This window comes from Caldicellulosiruptor changbaiensis (assembly GCF_003999255.1).
In the GTDB taxonomy this organism is placed as follows: domain Bacteria; phylum Bacillota; class Thermoanaerobacteria; order Caldicellulosiruptorales; family Caldicellulosiruptoraceae; genus Caldicellulosiruptor; species Caldicellulosiruptor changbaiensis.
In genome coordinates this window covers 1,381,239-1,402,385 of record NZ_CP034791.1, presented here as the reverse complement: position 1 = coordinate 1,402,385, position 21,147 = coordinate 1,381,239, and the positions used below count along the sequence as shown (strand labels likewise).

The 21,147-nt window shown below is 33.4% G+C and carries 22 protein-coding genes and 1 pseudogene; 19 read left to right on the top strand and 4 right to left on the bottom strand.

The annotated features are described in order from the left end of the window. Position 1: 1 nt before the first annotated feature. The 19 genes from ELD05_RS06820 to aroB all read left to right on the top strand — a co-directional run bounded on the left by ELD05_RS06820 (position 2) and on the right by aroB (position 17,864). Positions 2 to 346: a histidine triad nucleotide-binding protein gene (locus ELD05_RS06820; RefSeq protein ID WP_011917416.1), complete on the top strand. Its 345-nt coding sequence runs from the start codon at positions 2 to 4 to the stop codon at positions 344 to 346. A 39-nt stretch (positions 347 to 385) separates the two neighbouring features. Next, positions 386 to 1,168 (top strand): NAD(+)/NADH kinase, encoded by a 783-nt coding sequence (locus ELD05_RS06815; RefSeq protein WP_127351840.1) that lies wholly within the window; start codon positions 386 to 388, stop codon positions 1,166 to 1,168. 23 nt (positions 1,169 to 1,191) lie between these two features. Next, a complete protein-coding gene (locus tag ELD05_RS06810; RefSeq protein WP_127351839.1) occupies positions 1,192 to 1,650 on the top strand; it encodes an arginine repressor in 459 nt (152 codons plus the stop codon). A gap of 5 nt (positions 1,651 to 1,655) precedes the next feature. Continuing rightward, a complete protein-coding gene (recN, locus tag ELD05_RS06805; protein WP_127351838.1) occupies positions 1,656 to 3,311 on the top strand; it encodes a DNA repair protein RecN in 1,656 nt (551 codons plus the stop codon). 80 nt (positions 3,312 to 3,391) lie between these two features. After that, the gene (gene spoIVB, locus ELD05_RS06800; RefSeq protein ID WP_127351837.1) at positions 3,392 to 4,630 is read left to right on the top strand and encodes a SpoIVB peptidase; all 1,239 of its coding nucleotides are present in this window, start codon (positions 3,392 to 3,394) and stop codon (positions 4,628 to 4,630) included. Between the two features lie 81 nt (positions 4,631 to 4,711). Continuing rightward, a complete protein-coding gene (gene spo0A / locus ELD05_RS06795) occupies positions 4,712 to 5,515 on the top strand; it encodes a sporulation transcription factor Spo0A (protein ID WP_039767756.1) in 804 nt (267 codons plus the stop codon). A gap of 98 nt (positions 5,516 to 5,613) precedes the next feature. After that, positions 5,614 to 7,107: a putative polysaccharide biosynthesis protein gene (locus ELD05_RS06790; RefSeq protein WP_241243654.1), complete on the top strand. Its 1,494-nt coding sequence runs from the start codon at positions 5,614 to 5,616 to the stop codon at positions 7,105 to 7,107. 6 nt (positions 7,108 to 7,113) lie between these two features. Further along, on the top strand, positions 7,114 to 7,896 hold the full coding sequence (gene proC / locus ELD05_RS06785; protein ID WP_127351835.1) for a pyrroline-5-carboxylate reductase: 783 nt from the start codon (positions 7,114 to 7,116) through the stop codon (positions 7,894 to 7,896). A gap of 14 nt (positions 7,897 to 7,910) precedes the next feature. Continuing rightward, positions 7,911 to 8,348 (top strand): ribonuclease HI, encoded by a 438-nt coding sequence (gene rnhA / locus ELD05_RS06780; RefSeq protein ID WP_127351834.1) that lies wholly within the window; start codon positions 7,911 to 7,913, stop codon positions 8,346 to 8,348. Positions 8,349 to 8,376: 28 nt separating this feature from the next. Then, positions 8,377 to 9,429: a DUF3866 family protein gene (locus tag ELD05_RS06775; protein ID WP_127351833.1), complete on the top strand. Its 1,053-nt coding sequence runs from the start codon at positions 8,377 to 8,379 to the stop codon at positions 9,427 to 9,429. An 8-nt stretch (positions 9,430 to 9,437) separates the two neighbouring features. After that, entirely contained in the window at positions 9,438 to 9,989 is a 552-nt protein-coding gene (locus tag ELD05_RS06770) for an NUDIX domain-containing protein (protein ID WP_127351832.1), read from the top strand. Next, positions 9,986 to 11,137, top strand: a complete 1,152-nt coding sequence (locus ELD05_RS06765; protein WP_127351831.1) for an endonuclease Q family protein — start codon at positions 9,986 to 9,988, stop codon at positions 11,135 to 11,137. The genes ELD05_RS06770 and ELD05_RS06765 overlap by 4 nt, the downstream gene beginning before the upstream one ends. A 16-nt stretch (positions 11,138 to 11,153) precedes the next feature. Continuing rightward, positions 11,154 to 11,855 carry a YggS family pyridoxal phosphate-dependent enzyme gene (locus ELD05_RS06760; RefSeq protein ID WP_127351830.1) on the top strand — a complete coding sequence of 234 codons (702 nt, stop codon included), beginning with the start codon at positions 11,154 to 11,156 and terminating at the stop codon, positions 11,853 to 11,855. A gap of 13 nt (positions 11,856 to 11,868) precedes the next feature. Next, complete coding sequence (locus ELD05_RS06755; RefSeq protein WP_127351829.1) at positions 11,869 to 12,306, top strand: cell division protein SepF; 438 nt, start codon at positions 11,869 to 11,871, stop codon at positions 12,304 to 12,306. A gap of 32 nt (positions 12,307 to 12,338) precedes the next feature. Then, complete coding sequence (locus ELD05_RS06750) at positions 12,339 to 12,614, top strand: YggT family protein (RefSeq protein ID WP_127351828.1); 276 nt, start codon at positions 12,339 to 12,341, stop codon at positions 12,612 to 12,614. Between the two features lie 35 nt (positions 12,615 to 12,649). Further along, positions 12,650 to 13,420: a YlmH family RNA-binding protein gene (locus tag ELD05_RS06745; protein ID WP_011917431.1), complete on the top strand. Its 771-nt coding sequence runs from the start codon at positions 12,650 to 12,652 to the stop codon at positions 13,418 to 13,420. Between the two features lie 26 nt (positions 13,421 to 13,446). Beyond that, the gene (locus ELD05_RS06740) at positions 13,447 to 13,908 is read left to right on the top strand and encodes a DivIVA domain-containing protein (RefSeq protein ID WP_011917432.1); all 462 of its coding nucleotides are present in this window, start codon (positions 13,447 to 13,449) and stop codon (positions 13,906 to 13,908) included. A 29-nt stretch (positions 13,909 to 13,937) separates the two neighbouring features. Beyond that, positions 13,938 to 16,700: an isoleucine--tRNA ligase gene (ileS, locus tag ELD05_RS06735; protein WP_127351827.1), complete on the top strand. Its 2,763-nt coding sequence runs from the start codon at positions 13,938 to 13,940 to the stop codon at positions 16,698 to 16,700. 78 nt (positions 16,701 to 16,778) lie between these two features. After that, positions 16,779 to 17,864, top strand: a complete 1,086-nt coding sequence (gene aroB, locus ELD05_RS06730; protein WP_127351826.1) for a 3-dehydroquinate synthase — start codon at positions 16,779 to 16,781, stop codon at positions 17,862 to 17,864. A 460-nt stretch (positions 17,865 to 18,324) separates the two neighbouring features. Here aroB and ELD05_RS06725 read toward each other — a convergent pair whose 3' ends face one another. The 4 genes and pseudogenes from ELD05_RS06725 to ELD05_RS06710 form a co-directional block, all read right to left on the bottom strand. Next, positions 18,325 to 19,269 (bottom strand): transposase, encoded by a 945-nt coding sequence (locus tag ELD05_RS06725; protein ID WP_127350942.1) that lies wholly within the window; start codon positions 19,267 to 19,269, stop codon positions 18,325 to 18,327. A 105-nt stretch (positions 19,270 to 19,374) separates the two neighbouring features. Next, positions 19,375 to 20,412 carry a TolB-like translocation protein gene (locus tag ELD05_RS06720; RefSeq protein WP_127351825.1) on the bottom strand — a complete coding sequence of 346 codons (1,038 nt, stop codon included), beginning with the start codon at positions 20,410 to 20,412 and terminating at the stop codon, positions 19,375 to 19,377. Positions 20,413 to 20,430: 18 nt separating this feature from the next. Further along, positions 20,431 to 20,901, bottom strand: a complete 471-nt coding sequence (locus ELD05_RS06715) for a hypothetical protein (RefSeq protein ID WP_127351824.1) — start codon at positions 20,899 to 20,901, stop codon at positions 20,431 to 20,433. Beyond that, positions 20,901 to 21,077 (bottom strand): annotated as a pseudogene (locus ELD05_RS06710) (VanZ family protein); the annotation flags it as partial. The gene ELD05_RS06715 and the pseudogene ELD05_RS06710, both read right to left, overlap by 1 nt. Positions 21,078 to 21,147: the final 70 nt, after the last annotated feature.

Genomic DNA, 21,147 nt, shown 5'->3' with positions numbered 1-21,147 from the left:
GATGGGTGAGTGTATCTTTTGCAAGATTGTGAATAAACAAATACCCTCTGAGATAGTTTATGAAGATGAACATGTTTGTGCTTTCAAAGACATAAACCCCACAGCTCCTGTTCATATTTTGGTTGTACCGAAACAGCACATAGAAAGTTTAAATCACCTTGACAATAGCCACAAAGAGCTTATAGGTCATATATTTGTTGTTGCAAAAGAACTATCTGACAGATTTGGGGTAAAAGAAAAAGGCTTTAGAATTGTTGTCAATTGTGGTGAAGATGGCGGTCAGACGGTTAATCATCTACACTTTCACCTACTTGGTGGGCGAAAATTCTCATGGCCAGCAGGTTAATTCACAAACTTTTTAATTTTAAGGAGTTAAATTACACAAATGATTGTAGGAGTATTTGCCAATTTCCAAAAAGAACTCAGCAAGGAGATTTTGGATAAGATTGTAAGTGTTCTTAAAAATGAGAAAATTGACTGGGTACTTATGAATGAGAAAAACAAAGATAGTGTAAAAGTTAATTTTTTGATAACAATTGGCGGTGACGGAACTCTACTTAATGTTGTTGAAAAGGTTGCAAAAGAGAATCTTCCTGTGCTTGGAATCAACTGTGGACGTGTTGGGTATCTGACAGAAGAGGTGGCCGACAATATTCATTTTGCCATTAAAAAGATAATTGACAATGATTACTTTATTGAAGAGAGGCACCTTGTTGAAGCCCATTTTAAAGACAAAATATTCTATGCACTAAATGATATTTGCTTAGCCAGGAGTACATTCAATATTATAGATTTGAGTCTTTATATAGATGAAGTATTCGCACAGGAGTACAGAAGCGATGGGATCATTATCGCAACTGCAACAGGTTCTACTGCATACTCTCTTTCAGCAGGAGGTCCAATAGTTGAGCCACAATTAGGGGTGATGGTTGTCACCCCTATTTGTCCCCATTCTTTGAGCTCAAGAAGTTTAGTTTTAGGTGATGACCGGGTTGTAAAGATAAAAAGCGAGTCTGATGAGGTTTTGGTTGTAAGTGATGGAAGAGTTGCAGATACGCTTAAAAAAGGTGAGTATCTGGAATGTAGGATTTCATCAAAAAAGCTAAAACTTGTGAGATTTAAAAAGAAAAACTTTTATGAGGTGTTAAGAGAGAAGATTAAAGAGTAAAAAGAGAGGTGTAGATTTGTAAAATGAAATCTGAAAGACAACAAAAGATTTTAGAGATAATTCAAAGTGAGGACATAGAAACTCAAGAAGAGCTTGTTGAAAAACTAAGAGAGTTAGGGTACGATGTCACTCAAGCGACAGTTTCAAGAGATATAAAGGAGCTCAGACTTACAAAGGTCTTAACAGAAACTGGAAAATACAAATATGCAGTATTATCTGGACCCGAGGCAAACATTACTGAAAAGTTAATAAAGGTCTTTTCCGAGTCGATTATAAAATGTGACACAGCTGACAACCTTGTTATAATAAAGACAATAACAGGGGCCGCTCAGGGTGCTGCCGCTGCAATCGATTCACTGAACTGGCCAGAGGTCATAGGAACAATAGCAGGCGATGATACAATCTTTATTGCAACAAAGGGGAATGCAGCAGCTGAGAAGATTGTTGAGAGAATTAAAGCTATTTTGAGTCAAGGTGATTGATTATCATGCTAAAAAGATTACTTATCGAAAACATTGCTATAATTGAAAAGCTTGAGATAGAGTTTGATAAAGGCTTGAGCATACTGACAGGTGAAACAGGAGCTGGTAAATCGATAATAATTGACTCTCTTTCCTTGCTTTTAGGGACAAAGGCAAGAAAGGAGATTATTCGTACAAATTGTACAAAGGCTTTAGTCTCGGCAGTTTTTGATATAGAGAAAGAAAGCACTCTTGAGCTTTTAAACTCAATGGGCGTTGTACCTGAAGACGGCCAGCTTATTGTTTCTCGTGAGATATATTCAAATGGCAAGAGTATATGCAAGGTCAATAACCAATTTGTTACATTGTCAAATTTGAGAGAAATAACAAAGCATATTTTCGAGATTCATGGGCAAAATGAAACTCATCTTTTAAACGACAAGAAAATTCAGCTTATGTACTTAGACAGGTTTTGTGGAAAGAATGTGGAAGAGCTCAAAAATCAATATAGACAGCTTTTTTATGAGTACCAAGAAAAAAGTAAGGTACTGAAAGAGCTGATCGACCAAGAGAAGGAGAAGGATAGAAACTTAGACATTCTCAATTATCAAATTAATGAGATCGAGAGTGTCTCTCCGCGTCTTGGAGAGGATATTGAACTTGAAAGAAGGAAGGATATTGTACAGAATATTTCAAAACTAAAGTATAATACAGAAAGGATGTTACATATCTTTAACAAAAACCTCATAGAGTCAATAGAAGTTTGTATCAAACTTGCAAGTGAGAACTCAAAGTTTGATGACAGTTTTAAAGATATCATTGAAAGATTAAACAACATCTATTATGAAGTTGAGGATATGTCATTTGCTATCTCAAAGAAATCTGACTCTTACATAATAGATGAACATGAGTTAGAGGCAATAGTTGATAGACTTGACAAGATAAATAGGTTAAAGAAAAAGTATGGCGGAAGCCTTGAACAAGTTTTGAACTTCAAGCAAGAGCTTATAAAACAAAAAATGGCAATCGAAAAGAACAGTGAAATGATAGAAGAGTTAAAAAGCGAGATTTCAAAGATAGAAGAAAGGCTTTATTTGCTTGCAAATGATATTTCAAAGTTTAGAAAAGAAGCCGCAAAAAAGTTTGAACAAAGGGTTTTAGAGCTATTAGATCAATTAGAGATGAAAAATGTGGAATTCAAAGTTGCATTTTCACAGAGGGATTTGTACGAAGAAGGGATAGATGAGATAGAGTTTTTAATTTCAACAAATCTTGGACAAGAACTAAAAAGCCTAAGCAATATTGCTTCTGGTGGTGAGCTTTCCAGAATAATGCTTGCCGTCAAATCCATTATGGCTGAAAAGGATGATGTTTTGCTTATAATATTTGATGAGATAGACAGTGGCCTAAGCGGCATTGCAGCAAGCAAGCTTGCAAGGCTTTTAAAAGACCTTTCTAAAAAGCATCAAGTCATTTGTATTACTCATTTACCTCAGGTTGCAGCTGCTGCTGACACTCATTTTTATGTATACAAAGAGATTAAAAACCAGTCAACAGTTTCGAGTGTAAAAAGGTTAGAAGAAAATGAGTCACTGAAAGAGATTGCGCGTATGTTTTCGGGGGAGGACATTACTGACAGTTCAATTCTTCATGCAAAACAATTAAAAGCTCAGTTTGTCTAAAAAAGAATTATTCAGAATATATTCGAAAAAGAGTGGGGAGGATATTTTAATAGAATTTTGATTATAGACGGTGTTACAAATTGAAAAAAGTAGTATTTTCAATTTTTCTTTTTTATCTAATTGCAACCACTTTATTTTTTATATACTTAAATATTACCCCCGATTATCTAACATGTTACAAGTCAGATAAATGTGTATCTATAAAAACTCCTGTCTTTGTAGATGTAAGTTCGGTGAATAATAATGTTTTAAAAACAATCAAGAACAATTTGCTATTTAAAACAAGCACCTTTTACCTCAATAACAAATCAAACTCTCTTATCTGTGAGCTGAGAATAGGTGCTATTCCTTTAAAAGTGCTAAAGATATCCATAATTGAACAAAAAGATTTGATTGTAATGGGGAGATTTGTTGGTATTAAGCTAATGACAAATGGAATTTTAGTGATAGGATATTCTTATGTATATTCAGAAAATTCAAAGCCCAAAATTCCAGCAAGGGAAGCAGGAGTTCAGATTGGCGACCAGATAATAAGTGCAAATGGCCAAAAACTAAGAGATTGTGACCAGCTGTTCAAAATAATAAATTCATCACAGGGAAAAACAGTAACACTTTTAGTTAAAAGAGGTGAGTACTATAAAGAGGTTAAAATCAGACCTATACTCAGCAGCGAGGGAGTCTATAAAATAGGCCTTTGGGTTAGAGACGGCACAAGCGGTATAGGAACACTTACATTTGTGGACAAGAAAAGAGGTACGTTTGGTGCGCTTGGACATGGAATTTCAGACATCGACACAAACATACTACTTGATTTGAAAGAAGGTCAAGTTTATAAAGCAGAGGTAATCGACATAAAAAAGAATGAATACCAGGAAATTGGTGAAGTCATAGGAAATATTGATGAAAATGCAGTTGTTGGAAATATTCTGATTAACAGTCAGTTTGGGGTATATGGAAAATTAATAGATAAAGATTTTTTAAGATATGGGGTTAACTATGAGGTTGCAAGAGCGCAAGATGTTCATGTTGGTGATGCGTATATTATAACAGATATTTCAAATAGTATCCAAAAGTTTAAGGTAAAGGTAGAGAAGATTTTGCCACTTTATAGAAATTCGACAAAGGCCTTGGTGATTAAAGTTACTGACAAAAGACTCATAAAAATTACAGGTGGAATTGTTCAGGGTATGAGCGGTTCTCCAATTATCCAAGATAACAAGCTGGTAGGGGCTGTTACACATGTGTTTATGAAAGAACCAGATAAAGGTTATGCTGTTTTTATTGAAAATATGATAAATATGACAAATAGAATAAGATAAATTTGTCGGTTATTGCTAAAAGGATGTTTCCATCAATTGTTGAATTTTTATGTATATAACACAATAAAATGAGGGAGATATATGGAAAAACTGAGAGTTGTCATTGCTGATGACAACAGACAATTCAATATGCTTCTTACTGAAGTTTTCAATTCACAGCCAGATTTTATGGTTGTGGGAAACTCTTATGATGGAGTTGAAACATTAAAGGTTGTAGAGGAGCTAAAACCTGATCTTTTAATGCTTGACATTATAATGCCCTATTTAGATGGAATAGGCGTGATTGAGAATTTATCTACCATGAAAACCAAACCAAACATAATTGTAATCTCTGCAGTTGGACAGGAGAACATTTCTCAAAAGGCTGTTAACATGGGTGCTCTGTACTATTTTGTAAAGCCTTTTGACTTGAATGTCATGATAGAAAGAGTCAGGCAGCTTGTTTTTAACCTTCCCGTCAAAAAAGAGTTACCAGAAGGAATGATCAATCAGTCATCAACAAAGAATAGTATAAACCAGGTTGACTTAGAGAGTGAAGTATCAGAGATTTTAAAAGAGCTTGGTATTCCTGCGCATGTAAGAGGTTACCAGTTTTTAAGAGATGCCATAATTGAGGCAACATTAGATGCTGATTTGATAAACGGTATTACAAAGGCATTATATCCTTTGATTGCCGAAAAGTACAATACAACTCCAACAAGAGTTGAAAGAGCTATTCGACATGCCATTGAAATTTCATCAACAAGGGGCAAAGTAGATGCTCTTTACAAGTACTTTGGATACTCAACATCCCAAGAAAGGGGAAAACCCACAAATGCTGAATTTATTGCATTGATAAGCGATAAATTGAGATTAAAGCTCAAAAAATCTTCCAAGGCAAAGTAAAAGAAGTTTTTAAAAAAGAAGTTTATACATACACTTATTAATAAGACTAAAAATTTTTTAAAAAACTCATGAAAAAAGGATTAATATATTCCGCCCTTGTGCTATCAATAGGTTCAATTTTTGCAAAGTTTGTAGGAATTCTTTTGAAGGTACCGCTCATAAATATAGTTGGAGACTATGGGATAGGGTTGTATCAGCTGCCTTATCCCATTTATACTACTATCTTGACATTTAGCATGACAGGTTTTTCGTTAGCAGTTGCAAAGTTTATTTCAACTTATAATCCAGAAAGAGATTATAAGGCTATTAGTGCTACATTTTATATGAGTTTGATTACAATTACAATCTTCTCATTTGTATTTTCTCTTTTGTATGTAATTGCTGCAAAGAGGATAATAGCAATTTTTAAATGGCCACCTGAGGTGCTCTTTCCATATTTGGCTTTAGCACCTGCGCTTTTTGTTGTTTCTGTGCAGTCGGCTTACCGAGGGTATTTTAATGGAATAAAAAAGATGTATATAACTTCAATATCCCAGATATTAGAATCAATAGGCCGTGTTGGTTTTGGTCTTGTGCTGTGTATTATTTTACTTGCAAGAGGCGTTTCACTTTCGGTTGCAGGTGCACTTTTGGGTGCAAGCTTAGGAGCTTTGGTTTCATTAGCTTTTCTTTATGCAGCTTTTAAAAAGCAGCAGATGCATCTTAATAAAAATTTACAACCACTTTTTAGAGAAAGTCTACCAATAGCAAGAAGGATTATTATCCTTACGTTTTATTTTTCTCTTTCTTCATTTTTGATGTCTGCTATTTCAATAACTGATTCACTCTTTTTTCCCTATTTTATGAGCATGAGACATTATCCAAATAGATTTACATCTGAGCTTTTTGGTATTTTCTCAGGAAAGGCAATGACATTAATTCATGTTCCACTTACATTTAGTATTTCAATGGCAATTAGTATTATTTCATATATGTCATCAGCCAAAACCTTGTCCGAAAAAAAAGAACTCATAGCTCAGGGTTTAGAATATGTACTTTTAATAAATGTACCCTGTGTAGCAGCATTTTTCTTTTTTCCAGATATTATAATTAATCTCGTATTTTTTAATAGTCCAACAGGCGGTGAGGTATTGAGACTCTCGTCTTTGATCACTTTAGTAATATCACTGGTTCAGTTTTCAACCTCTGTTCTTCAAGGTTTGGGCAAGTTTTTGGTGCCTGTTAAAAGCATACTAATTGCTATTGTAATAAAAATTGCGTGTATGTTTGTTTTTATTGTGATATACAATTTGAACATTGCAGGCTGTATCTTGGCTAATTTAGTGTGCTATACAGTAATCTTCTTAGTGAATTTTTTAGAGCTGAAAAACCAAAACATAAATGCTTTTAGTGTGAACAAATTGCTTTACATTGTAATTTCAAGTGCTATAATGGTTATTACAGGCAGTTTAATAATTAGGCTACTTACCGAAAGTTCTAACATTGTGCAAGGAAGTGTGTTGGTAATTGGCTGTATAGCAGTTTACACAATCTTTCTTTTTATTTTCAGAGTGCTTAAATTTTCAAATCTCAAACAACTTATTACGAGGTGAGGTAAATTGAAGATAGGAATAATAGGCTGTGGCAATATGGCAAGTTCAATTGCATGTTCAATAACAAAAACACAAAAACACCAGATGTTCTGCTATGATGTTGATGAGACAAAGGCAGAGAAGTTTAATGAGCTCTATGGTGTAACGAAACTGATGAGTGAAAATGAAGTTGTTTTAAACTGTGATATAATAATAATTGCAGTAAAGCCAAAAGACATATTCAATGTCTTAAGAAAAATAAAAGATGTGGTAGGGGATAAGATTATTGTATCCATTGCAGCAGGAATTTCGGTTGAAAGAATAAAAGATGTAGTTGGTAATAAGAAGATTGTCAGAGTTATGCCAAATATAAATATAAATGTTGAAGAGGGCATTTTGGGCGTTTGCTTTTCAGAAAGTGTTTTGCAGGAGGAAAAAGATAAAGTTACAGAGCTTTTTAAGAGTATGGGAGCAGTGATAGTTGTTGATGAAAAATTTATGGATGCAATCACAGCACTCTTTGGAAGTGGTCCTGCATTTGTCGCACACTTTGTTGAAAGCTATATAGACGCAGCAGTAAAGCTCGGATTTTCTAAGCAAGAAAGCTATGACCTTGTTCTAAAACTTTTTTATGGTACAGTAGTTAACATGAAAAATAATATGTTAACTACTTACCAGGTAAAGGATATGGTTACATCTCCAGGTGGTACCACGATTGAAGGACTTGTTGAATTTGAAAGAAGGGCTTTAAAGGGTGCCATTATTGATGGTATCATTAAAGCTTATGAGAGGTCTAAAAGTATTTTATAGGTGTGAGAAAAAAGATGAAAGAAGTTGTAATATACACAGACGGAGCCTGCAGCAAAAACCCCGGACCTGGTGGATGGTGTGCTATACTGATTTACAAAGGTATTAAAAAGGTATTAAAAGGTTTTGAAGAAAACACTACCAACAATAGGATGGAGCTAAAAGCCATAATTGAAGGATTGAAGGTTCTCAAAGAGCCTTGCAAAGTTACAGTTTATACTGACTCTGCATATATTGTAAATGCTATCAATCAAAACTGGATTGAAAAATGGCAGAAAAACAATTGGAGAACCTCCGAAAAGGAAGAGGTAAAAAACATTGATTTGTGGCAAGAGCTGATTGAGCTTCTTAAAATACACAATATAAAGTTCGAAAAAGTAAAAGGTCACAGCACAGATACACTAAATAACATGTGTGATGAGATTGCAAGAAGTATGATTAAAGAGAAGAGATGATTTTACAAAAAAGGGGAAGACAAAAAAGGTGTTTGAGATAAAAAAAGGGATTGTGAAAAGAGAATGTGAGCTTGCAAATGGTTACCAGGTGGTTGAGGTTGAATATGAAGACAAAGATGTCTTTCTTGCAATAAATTTCTTGGATATAAATAAAAAAGTTGTTATAGGGCAAGAGGTTTTAGTAAACACCACAGCAAGAAAGTTAAAACTTGGAAGTGGCGGATATGATTATATCCTGCCTACTGATTCATTTTGTAATCTTTCAAAAGGGCACATTATGAAACTTCGGTACACGCCATTGCAGTTTTCAGTACTGACTGAGGAAGAAAAAAATCCTTATCTTTTTAATAGAATACCAAATTTTAATAATTTGATTATCGTAGTATGTGAGCTTCATAGCATGCTTTTACCAGTTTGTCTTTATCTTAAAGAATTTGATAGGAATATAAAAATTACAACAATAATAAATGACTGGGGAATGCTGAATGCAAAGCTTTCTAACAATTTGACATTTTTAAAAGAAAACCACTTTGTTGATTATATAATAACATGCCAAGAGGCGTTCAATGGAGATTTTGAGTGTATAAATGAGATAAATTCCCTTATATTTTCCCAAAGTTTGGATACTCAAGTTGCAATTATATCACCACTTCCTGGGATTGTAGGTACAGGGACAAAGTTTGGGTTCAGTGCATATAAGGCTGTAAATGTGATTGAGGATATATCGAGGTTTGGTGGAAAAGTTGTTTTTCCTGTAAGAGTTTCTAAAAGTGAGAGCAGAGAAAGACATAAGTTCATAAGCCATCATTCACTTACAATACTAAGTTATGTAAATTCCTCTGTAGAGATTCCTATTTTCGAATTTGAAGACAAGCTTTTCTTTACCAAGGTTTTTAAGATTTTGAACAACTACAGAACAAAACACAGCTTAACACATATAAATGAGATTGACGATAATATAATTGTAAAGTACAAGCCTCTGCTAAAAACAATGGGAAGAGGTTTTGAAGAGGATAGGGAGTATTTTCTACAGCTTTTTGCCACTGCAGAATATATCTTGAGAAAATTACAAAGGAGATGAAGTAGAAAATGGACCTTTATGAAAAGACGATAGAATCTAAACTCATTTATGATGGTTCATTCATTAGCTTAAAGGTGGACAAGGTTTTACTTCCGGATGGGAAAACTTCTCAGAGGGCAATTGTCCTGCATTCAGGTGCAGCAGTTGTTGTACCAGTAGACCAAGAAAATAATGTTGTGCTAATCAAACAGTTCAGAAAACCAATTGAAAAGGTTATAATAGAACTTCCTGCTGGAAAGCTTGACAAAAATGAAGACCCGCTTAGCTGTGCAAAAAGAGAGCTTGAGGAAGAGACAGGCTTTAGAGCACAAGAGTTTATAAAACTCACAGAAATCTATACAACTCCTGGATTTTCAAATGAGGTTATACATGTTTATTTAGCAAGAGGACTTTCTCAAGGCAGTTCGCACACAGACCTTGATGAATTTGTTGAGGTTTTTAAAGTTAGCTTAGATGAAGCTATTTTGATGGTTAAAAATGGTGAAATTAAAGATGCAAAGACAATAATTGGCCTGCTTTTTGCCAAAATGTTTTTAGAGGAGCAAGAGTATAAAGGATGAAAGTCTATGCTGACCTTCACGTGCATATTGGTTTTTCAAATGGAAGATACATAAAAATACCATCCTCAAAGGAGCTTACAATTGAAAATATTTTAAAGGTGTCAAGAGAGGAAAAGGGGTTAGACGTAATTGGAATTGTTGATTTGTTGTGTGATGATGTAATTTCTGAAGTAGAAAGTCTAATAGATTGTGGAAGAATACTCCTCAAAGATAATAATTTGTATTATGAGAATATTTTGATTATTCCTGCTGCAGAGATTGAACTGAGATATAACTCAAATGATTTTCATTGCCTCATTTTTTTTGAAAGTATTGATAAGCTAATCAATTTCAAAAAACAAAGTAAAAGGTATTTTAATCAGCTTAAGTTTAGCTGTCCTGTTTTCAAAGGAAACATTGAAGATTTTGAAAAGATTGCAAAGGATTTTGAGCTTTTTGTTGTACCAGCACATGCATTTACACCTTATAAAGGTTTTTATTCTGCAGCCTTTGCTATTGAAGAGGTATTCAAAAGACTTGAAATTCATACAATTGAGCTTGGTCTTTCGGCTGATTCATACATGGTACAAGACATTTTTGATACACAAAATAGAACTCTTTTGTCAAACTCTGATGCACACTCTTTAAAGAACATAGCAAGAGAATTTAATGAAATTGAGATTCTAAATCTTTCTGCAAACGAGGTGCTAAAGAGCATAAAAGAAAATAGGGTTGTTGTAAACTATGGTATAAATCCGCGGCTTGGTAAATACCACAAATCATATTGTAAAAGCTGCAATCTTTCATTTAACATCAAAGAAAATCGACCTACATGTCCTTTTTGTGGGAAAGATAATATAGTATTAGGTGTTGAAGACAGAATTTCCATGCTCAAAAAAAGTGAAATGGATAGCCAAAAACCGCCATATTTTTATACATTCCCATTCGAATTGGTTGAGGGATTTGGAGATAAAACAAGAAAGAAGATAATTGAGATATTCAAAACAGAAGTAAACTTTGTAAAGGCTTTATATGATGATCAAAGCTATGAAAAGCTAAAATATTTTGTTGGTGATAGTATTTTGGAAAAGTTAAAGCGTTACATTAAAGGACATTATAGCATAAAATTTGGTGCAGGTGGTTATTTTGGGAAGATTAGATTTGAATGAAAATGGGTGAGAACTCATGATAGACGCTGAAAAATTAAAGAAAAACATTGAAGAGATTCAAGAGAGGATTGAAAAAGCTTGTTTGCGAAGTGGAAGAAAATCAAGTGAAGTAAAACTACTTGGTGCAACAAAAGGTGTCGATATTAATACTATTAGACTTGCAAACGAGTTTGGCATAAAGATTTTTGGGGAAAATCGCGTGCAGGAATTTTTGCCAAAGTACAATGAACTTCCTCATTTGGAGTGGCATTTTATTGGAAGACTTCAGACAAACAAGATTAAGTATATTTATGATAAGGTCTTGTTAATTCATTCTATAGAAAAAGTAGAACAGATTCAGGAGTTAGAAAAGAGATGTTCAAAAGCAGCTAAGAAAATAGATGTTTTGATAGAGGTAAATGTGGGTGGTGAGGAATCAAAAGGTGGAGTTTTACCAGATAATGTTGAGGAGTTAATTGAGAATATTTACGAGTGCAAGTATGTTAATTTAAAAGGCTTTATGACAATTCCTCCGATTGAAGACGATGAGAAAAAGTTGAGACAGTATTTTAGAAAGATGAAAGAAATCTTTGAAAATTATAAAAAATTAAATTATAATAATGTTAAAATTGAAGTGTTGTCAATGGGCATGAGCAATGACTTTGAAGTGGCAATTGAAGAAGGTGCCACTTTGGTTAGGATAGGAACAAAACTATTTGGTGAAAGACCAAAAACTTAAGGAGGTTTTGGTTATGTTTGATAATCTTCAGAGAAAGTTTTTAAATCTAATTGGTATTGAGATTGAAGAGGAGGACAAGCCACAAGAGAGTACAAAATCAAAAGAAGAAAACGTAAAGCCAAAGCATGAAACACCGAAGGTTGTAACAATAGGAAAAGCAAATCAGACAGAGGTTACAGTTTATAATCTTAAGCTTTTTGATGAAGTTGTGAAGATTTGTGATGCGCTAAGAGAGAACAAGATAGTGGTATTCAACTTGGAGCAGGTTGCAGAGGACCATATACAAAGAATAATAGACTTTGTAAGCGGGGCTGTTTATGTTCTTGACGCAAAGATTCACAAGGTCAGCAAAAAGATATTTGTTGTTGTTCCAAGAAGCATTGATTTAGAGGTAGACGAGCAGTTAAAAGAAGAGTTTAGAACAAAAGGAGTATTTGCTTGGCTAAAATAGGAATATATTACTTGATAGCTTGGAGGATGTAGATGATAAGATTTATATTTGGACTTGCTGACAAGGCAATTGCTTTTGTGGAGTTTTGTATTGTGATAGATGCACTTTTGTCGTGGGTTATCGTTGACCCATACAACAAATACAGAAGAGTACTTGGCATGATTGTAAATCCTATACTTGACCCCATAAGATCAATATCTCAAAAGTACATCAGAATAGGGTTTATTGACTTTTCGCCCTTGATTGCAATTATTTTATTGGAGATTGTAAGAAGACTTTTGTGGTTATTTTATGCAATATTGATTTAGAATTTAACTTCTTGAAGTGGAGCGACAAAAGGAGAATGTATTACATTCCTGAGGAAAACAAATATGAAATCTTAAAAGTCAAAAATTTGATAGAAAGAAGTTACGGTGGTATTGAATATTCGGATTTTCTATCTCCATATGCACAAAAGTATGCTATTGATATAATTTTAAAAGGTGAAAATCCGTATCTTTTTTATCAAATATGGGGAGGATACGAAGATAGTGAAAGAAAGGTGTTAGCACTTTCTTTTGACAGTAGGTTAGAAGAGACGGACTTTTCTCATTTTCCAATTGATATAATCTTGATTAAATCAGATACAATACTTTCTCACAGACAGATTTTGGGAACGTTTATAGGTCAAGGACTCAAGCGTGACAAGATTGGAGACATATTGGTAAAAGAAAATAAAGCTTTAGTATTTGTAAAAGAAGAAGTGAGCCTTTTTATAACAACACATATAGACAGAATAGGAAGAGATAGAATAAAAACAGAGGTTGTCAACAAAGATGATATAGATATCTCACAATTTATACAAAATAGTGGCAAAAGAATTGTATGCAGTGTCCCTTCCATGAGAGTAGATGCCATTGTAAGCCACGGTTTTGGGATTTCAAGGGAAGATGCAAGTGATCTTGTGAGGCAGTTTAAAGTTGCTGTGAACTGGGTGTATATTGATAAGCCTTCGTATGAGGTCAAAGAAGGCGATTTGATTTCTGTCAGGCATCATGGCAGATTAAAAGTAGAGAAGGTATTGACAACCACCAAAAAGGGAAGAATTAGTATTGAGCTTTTGAGATTTTCATAATTCTGTATTGTGGAGGTAAAACTTTTATGTTAACTCCTCAAGACATTGAGTCTAAGACCTTTAAAAGGGTGTATATAGGTGGTTATAGTGTTGAAGAGGTGGAAGAGTTTTTAGAGCAGGTATTAAAAGATTATGAAGCTCTGTACAAAGAAAATCTTGAGCTGAAAGACAAGATTGCTCTACTGAACGAAAATATCCAAAACTACAAGACAATCGAAGAGACTTTGCAAAATACCTTAATTGTTGCCCAGTCAACTGCAGAGGAGATAAAGAAAGTTGCCTATCAGAAGGCAGAAAGCATAATAAAAGAAGCTGAAATGAAAGCATCGAAGATTATTGAAGAGGCAAACAGCAAGGTTTTGCAAATCACATATGAATATGGCGAACTTAAAAAAAGATATCAGCTTTTTTTGAATAAGTTTAGGAATTTACTTCAAACAGAGCTCAGTGCACTTGAAATGGTAGACAAAGAACTACAAAATGACTAATAAAATTTTGCAGGGGGATGAAACATAAAATGGATTGGAGCCAAACATTGAACTTACCAAAGACCGAGTTTCCGATGAGGGCAAATCTTGCACAACGTGAACCTGAGTTTTTGAAGTTTTGGGAAGAAAAAGAGATATTCAAAAAAATACTAAGGAAAAATAAAGGTGGAAAGAAATTTATACTTCATGACGGGCCACCTTATGCAAACGGGGATATTCATTTGGGACATGCTCTCAACAAGGTGTTAAAAGACATTGTGAATAAATACAAGGCACTACAAGGATACTATACACCTTATATACCCGGTTGGGACACTCACGGGCTTCCAATTGAGCAGCAGGTTATAAAAAAGCTTGGGGTTAATAGACACGAAGTCGATGTTGTTGAATTTAGGAAGAAATGTAAGGAATTTGCATTAAGTTACATTGACATTCAAAGAAATCAGTTCAAACGCTTAGGTGTGTTTGGCGAGTGGGAAAATCCTTACATGACATTAGACCCCAAGTTTGAGGCAAGGCAGATTCGTGTTTTTGGCGAGATGGCTAAAAAAGGGTATATCTATAAAGGACTAAAACCTGTCTATTGGTGTCCGTCATGTGAGACTGCTTTGGCCGAGGCAGAGATAGAGTATCAAGAAGACAAGACATATTCAATCTATGTAAAATTTGAGGTAATAGATGATAAGGGATTGTTTGCTAACTTGAATTTATCTGGCAAAAAGGTTTACATTGTAATTTGGACAACCACAACATGGACCCTTCCAGGCAATTTAGCAATTGCACTAAACGCCGATTTTGATTACAGCTTGGTTGACGTTGGGAATGAAATCTTAATTGTGGCATCTGAGCTTGTAGAAAGAGTAATGAAGACAAATAAAATTGACCAATATCATGAGATTGCAAGGTTTAAAGGCAAGGATTTAGAATACGTAAAATGCAAACATCCTTTTTTGGATAGAACCTCTTTAGTAATTTTAGGTGAGCATGTTACTTTGGAAGCAGGAACTGGCTGTGTTCACACAGCACCTGGTCATGGTGAAGAGGACTTTGATGTCTGTCAAAGATATAATATTCCTGTAATTGTTCCAGTTGACAATAAAGGATATCTAACCCAGGAAGCTGGCAAGTTTGCAGGGCTTTTTTATGAAGACTCAAACAAAGAAATTGCAAAGGAGTTAGAAAGTTCAGGTCATCTTTTAGGTGTTGAAAAGATAACTCACCAGTATCCTCACTGCTGGAGATGTAAAAATCCTGTTATATTCAGAGCAACTGAGCAGTGGTTTGCTTCAGTGAAAGGGTTTAGAGAAGAGGCACTGAAGGCTGTAGATGATGTCAAGTGGGTGCCTGAGTGGGGAAGAGATAGAATTTACAATATGATTGCAGACAGGCAAGACTGGTGTATCTCAAGACAGAGAATCTGGGGTGTGCCAATTCCAATCTTCTATTGCAAAAATTGCAGGAAAGAGCTAATAACAGATGAGACAATTGAACATATAGCAAAAATATTTGAAAAAGAAGGTTCTGATGCTTGGTTTTCTAAGGATGTAAAAGAACTTTTGCCAGAAGGTGCAAAGTGTCCTATTTGTGGCTGTAGCGAGTTCGAAAAAGAAACCGACATCATGGATGTGTGGTTTGACTCAGGTTCTTCTCATGCTTATGTTTTAGAAAGCAGAGAAGATTTAGAGTGGCCATGTGATATGTACTTAGAAGGAAACGATCAGTACAGAGGATGGTTCCAGTCATCGCTTTTGACAGCTGTTGCAACAAAACGAAGAGCACCGTATAGAATTGTTCTGACACATGGATTTGTTGTTGACGGCGAAGGGAAGAAAATGTCAAAGTCAGAAGGCAATGTGATATCACCGTTTGATATCATTAATGAGTTCGGAGCAGACATTTTAAGGCTTTGGTGCGTTTCAGCTGACTACACAACCGATATGAGAATTTCAAAGGATATTATAAAACAGCTAACAGAAATTTATAGAAAAATAAGAAATACAGCAAGATTCTTGCTTGGCAATCTTTATGACTTCGATCCGAAAACAGATAAGGTAGGATATGAAAACCTTAAAGAAATTGACAAGTGGGCATTACAAAGGCTGTATAAGTTGATTGAAAAGGTCACAAAAGCTTACGAAGAGTATGATTATAATCAGGTATATCATCTTGTTCATAACTTCTGTGTAATTGACATGAGTAATTTGTATCTTGACATAAACAAAGATAGACTTTATGCATCAAAAAGTGAAAGCCTTGACAGAAGATCTGCACAGACAGTCATGTACGAAATATTAATTGCACTCACAAAACTTATCGCACCAATTTTGTCTTTCACAGCAGAGGAGATTTGGCAGAATATTGTTTTCAAAGAAGAAGACGCTGAATCAGTGTTTTTGACAAGCTGGCCAAAGGTTGACGAAGGTATATTAAAAGATGAAGCTTTGAGAGAAAAATGGAATAGAATAATTGAAATAAAAGACATTGTTGCAAAACAGCTTGAGATTGCAAGAAATGAAAAGCTTATTGGAAGTTCCTTAGACAGCAAAGTAAAGATTTTTGCAAAAGGTGATATAAAAAGATTTATAGAAGAAAACAAAGACATTATTCAGGAAGTGCTAATTGTTTCTCAGCTTAAGGTTGAAGAAGGCGATAGCGACCAGATAAAAGTAGAAGTTTATAAGGCTGATGGTTCAAAGTGTGAACGATGTTGGAAATTCGATACAATGGTTGGAAAGAATGAAGAAAGTTTAAATGTATGTCCAAGGTGCTATGAGGTTGTAAAAGGTAAATAACGTAAAGAAAGATGAGCCGGTGTATGGAATACCGGCTTGTCTTTTATTTAACAAAATCTGTGAAAAAGGATGGGTAGGATGGAAAATAGGATTTACTTAAGTTTAAAAAGGGAAGAAAAAAACATTCCAATTGTCTTTATTGAGAGAATAGAAAAAGTCGGAGAATATCTTGCATCTTTTAACTGCTCAGATCTTGTCATATTTACCGACAAGATGGTCTACAGGCTCTACAAAGATTTTATTGATAGTCTTTCCTACTCTTACCTCTACCTTTTTGATGAAGGTGAGGAGTCAAAGTCAATAGAATCTTACCTAAAGGCAATTGATTATCTTTTAGATAGAAATGTGGACAGAAGAGCATTGTTTGTTGCAATTGGTGGTGGAGTTGTTGGTGATGTAGTAGGGTTTATAGCATCTACATATAAACGTGGTGTGAGGCTCATTCACATTCCAACAACTCTTCTTTCAATGGTTGATAGTAGTATTGGTGGTAAAACAGGAATCAACTACAAGTTATATAAAAATCAAATTGGAACATTTTATCAACCTGAGATGATAATAATTTGCCCTCAGTTTTTAGGAACACTTCCAAAAAGCGAAGTTTTATCTGGAATTGGTGAAATAATAAAATATGGTTTTACCTTAGACAAAAGTATATTGGATATGAAAGATAGATTTGAAAATGATGTTTTTGAGATTTTTCAAGATAAAATACTTGCTATGCAGTTGATAAAGAAATCTATTAACTGTAAAGTTAAAGTTGTTGAAAAGGATGAAAAAGAATCACTTTTGAGAGAAGTTCTGAATTTTGGCCACACAGTAGGTCATGCATTAGAGACGTATTACAATTACTATTTTTCTCATGGTATATTCGTTATTTTGGGAATGGTTGCTGAAATGATACTTTCAAACATTCTATTTAATTTTGATTTATCAAACTTAGATTTTTTAATAAGAATTTTGGAGAAGAATAGTATAAAACTTCCTCAAAGATTTGAGAAGAGCCAAATTATCTCAATTATGAAGTATGACAAGAAAAATATAAGTTCTTCTATAAGAATTGTTTTATTGAAGGATGTATGTGATTATGTTTTAGGTTACGAAATTAATGAAGATATTTTATATGAGGCACTTGATAAGTTCGAAAAAATTGTTTTATCTTAAAATGCCTCAGTCTGACAAAGTCAAGAAGAAGCTCCCTTGTCTTGGCTATATAGCTCACGAATTATAAAAATAAATGCCAAGAAAAGGGAGCTTTTTTATGTGTTAATTCTAATTTCTGCATCGTTATAGATTGTCAAATATGAATCATATTTCTCTTATGACTCTGCGTCAAAAGTTTTAAAAAACTTTTCAAAAACCTCTTTTCAAGTTGGTTTTTACTATTGTAATATATAAACCTAATCACAATTGTATAAGGGGGTGTCTATGTAACTTTTTAGACAGCCCCTGTAACTTATTACTTGATAAGCAAACTTAAAGAAATTTCTTCTGGTACCACTTTGTGACTAACAAGTGCTATATTTTTATCATTCCATGTAGGCTCAAATTTATACATTTTTTTGTCTTTAATATAGGTTGTTGAATAAAAAATATTACCAACAATACATAAAATAAACAAAAGTTATTGATTCCATTCATAAGCGAAAGAAAACTTCTTACCTTCTAACTTTCTAAGAAGTTGCTCAAATAGAAAAGTAATTAGTATCCAATCAATATACCTTTTATAATTTCTAAATCCCTTGAGCCTCACATTCTCAAGATTATATTCACCTTTTAATTTGCTAAATAGTCTTTCAATCTTTGTTCTCTGCTTGTATAGCTTTTTACCCTCTTCAGTTTCTAAAAATCTTATGTTCTTGCTTCTAAAACTATTGCTAACATTGTTTTTATTTTTCATGTTTCTTTTGTTTATCCCAGCAACAAATTTAACTTTAAGCTCATTTGCTATATTAAACCATCTGCTACAATCGTATCCCGCATCTGCTAATACAATCTCACAGCCAAAGCCCCATGCCCTATACAAAAGCTCTTCTTGTCTTGAGTCATGTTCATTTGCCCCTGTTAAAATCCAGAAAAGTGGTATTACTTCTTCTTTACCTGTACACAAAAGATGTAATTTGTATCCCCTGAAAAATCCTATTGTAATATGTATACCTATTTTTGCTTCTGAATCATTTTTGGCACTTCTCAGCGGCGTAGAGTCTACTATCGCTATACTCATATCAGGTTCTATCTTAGCTATTAATATGTCTTTTATATCTTGCATGTATTCTTTTTCTATTTTTCTTGACAACTTTGCAAAATATGAATAGTCCGGACTTTCTTCTATACCTACTACTTGCTTAAACTCTGTGTCTTGATTTATTCGATATTCTAATTCTCTGAAACTCTTTATCCCCTTTTTAACTTTATAAACCAAACAAGCTATTATCTGAAACAGATTAAATTTCCTCGGTCGTCCCCTTCTATTTTGCTTTATCTTCCTCGATAAAACTTCAGTAACCTTTTTTATTACAAAAAGCAGCTTTAAAAATTTCTTATTTTGTGCTTTAATATTCTTAGTCATCTTTTTCCCCCTTGTGTTTTGTTGTGGTTTTCTCTTAAATTAAAATTATAACACAAGGGGGCTTTTTTCTTTTGTTACTATGTTTACTCTATATGGTTATTTCTTTTATTCAACAACCTCTTTAATACTGTATACCACAACGTTATATTTTACTTTATTATTTTTAACTTCTTTTTCGCTGAAAATAAGATAGTTATTGCCAAAAAATTTAACTGAATCGTATTGTACCACACTATTTGTAGGAGGTAACTTAAATAATGTTTCAAATGAACTTTTATTTCTATTTAATTTCATAACTCTTATTAAATTTTTTTCAGGATATGATGCTTCTTTTATGGATTGTATATCTGTTATAAATGCAAATATTCCATTTGGTGCTATATCAAAATGTTGTCTTGGCGGATATGGTAAATTATTAATAGCAGGATAAGAAGTTGTATCTACTACTTTTAAATTATTTTTATCAAACCATACAATTTTGTATGGATAGGTAGGGAGATAAAGGACTTTTTCATTGTTTTTATTATATTCTTTGAATTTACTCTCTTGAATCCAGGTGATAAAAATAAGTCGATTATTAATTTCAGATGGTGCAAATTGAATCATGTTAATTTGTGAATTCTTAGGAACAACAATAAGACTATTAGTATCAATTTCTTTTGTTAATTTTTTAGTTTTGATATTCCATATTTGGATACTAAGCTTACCATTAGGTTTATGGGGAACATTATAAATTAATAAAAGTTCATTATTCAGCCAATGTATAAAAAATTGCTCACTAAAATCTTTTGTAAGCCAATATTCTTTTTTTGTTTTGAGATCAACAATTAAAATATTCTGTGAATCTCTTTCTTTGTTCCACGTTGAAATTGCTATATATTTACCATCGGGTGAAATAGCTGCTTCAGGATTGGGTCCTCTTCCACCTTTCCAAACAAGATACAAAGTAGGTCTTCTACCTTGTAATAGTTCTTGTATATCCCAAGCAAATATTGCATTTTGGTTTACTCCAAAAGAAGATTTTAACCATGTGGAAGAAAGAATTAAATTATTATTTCTGTTCGTGCAATCAACATGAATGTTGATGTTTGTGATAAAAAAACATACTAATACAATTAAGCTTACTATTAGTTTATTCTTCATTATTATCCCTCTTATTATTTATTTAGTTAAAAAATTGCTTAACCTGAAGCCATGTTCGTCCATTTTGACATCATCAGGTTCATCCAAAAGAGGTTCATTTTGTGAACGTTCAATATAGAGTTCCTTTTCTTTCAGTAATTCAATCGACCAATCAGGTAAATGAATAACTTCACCACCATAATCATCATAAATTATTTCAATCAGTAAATTGCCGCTTTTATCATATGATACCCATTTTTTGGTTTTACCATTTTTGTCGATACAAATTTCTTCATAGCCACCATTTGAAAAATAATTTTTTCTTATCTTCTCCCCATTTTGAGATGGAATAACTTCCGTTTTTAAAATTATTATATCACTTTTGTTGTTCTCAGATGTATTTTCAGCAGCAACGATATTCAAGTTGTACAGAATAGGAAATAACACCAGAAGTAAAATTAATACTGTGGTTTTCAGAATTTTACAATTATTAATTTTTCTAATTTGCATTACAAATCAACTCCTTTGAATATAAGCATCAATAATCTTTTACTAATAATACAAAAGTAAAATCCTACAATTCCGCCTATTGTATTCGCTATAATATCGTCTATGTCAAAACATCTGCCAGAATTGTTTGTCATTATCATACTAATTAACTGCAATACTTCTATGCATAAAGAAAATGAAAAACTATAATATTGTTAATGATAAAATAAAATCATCAGAAATGACACTAAAAATTCCCCACCTGCC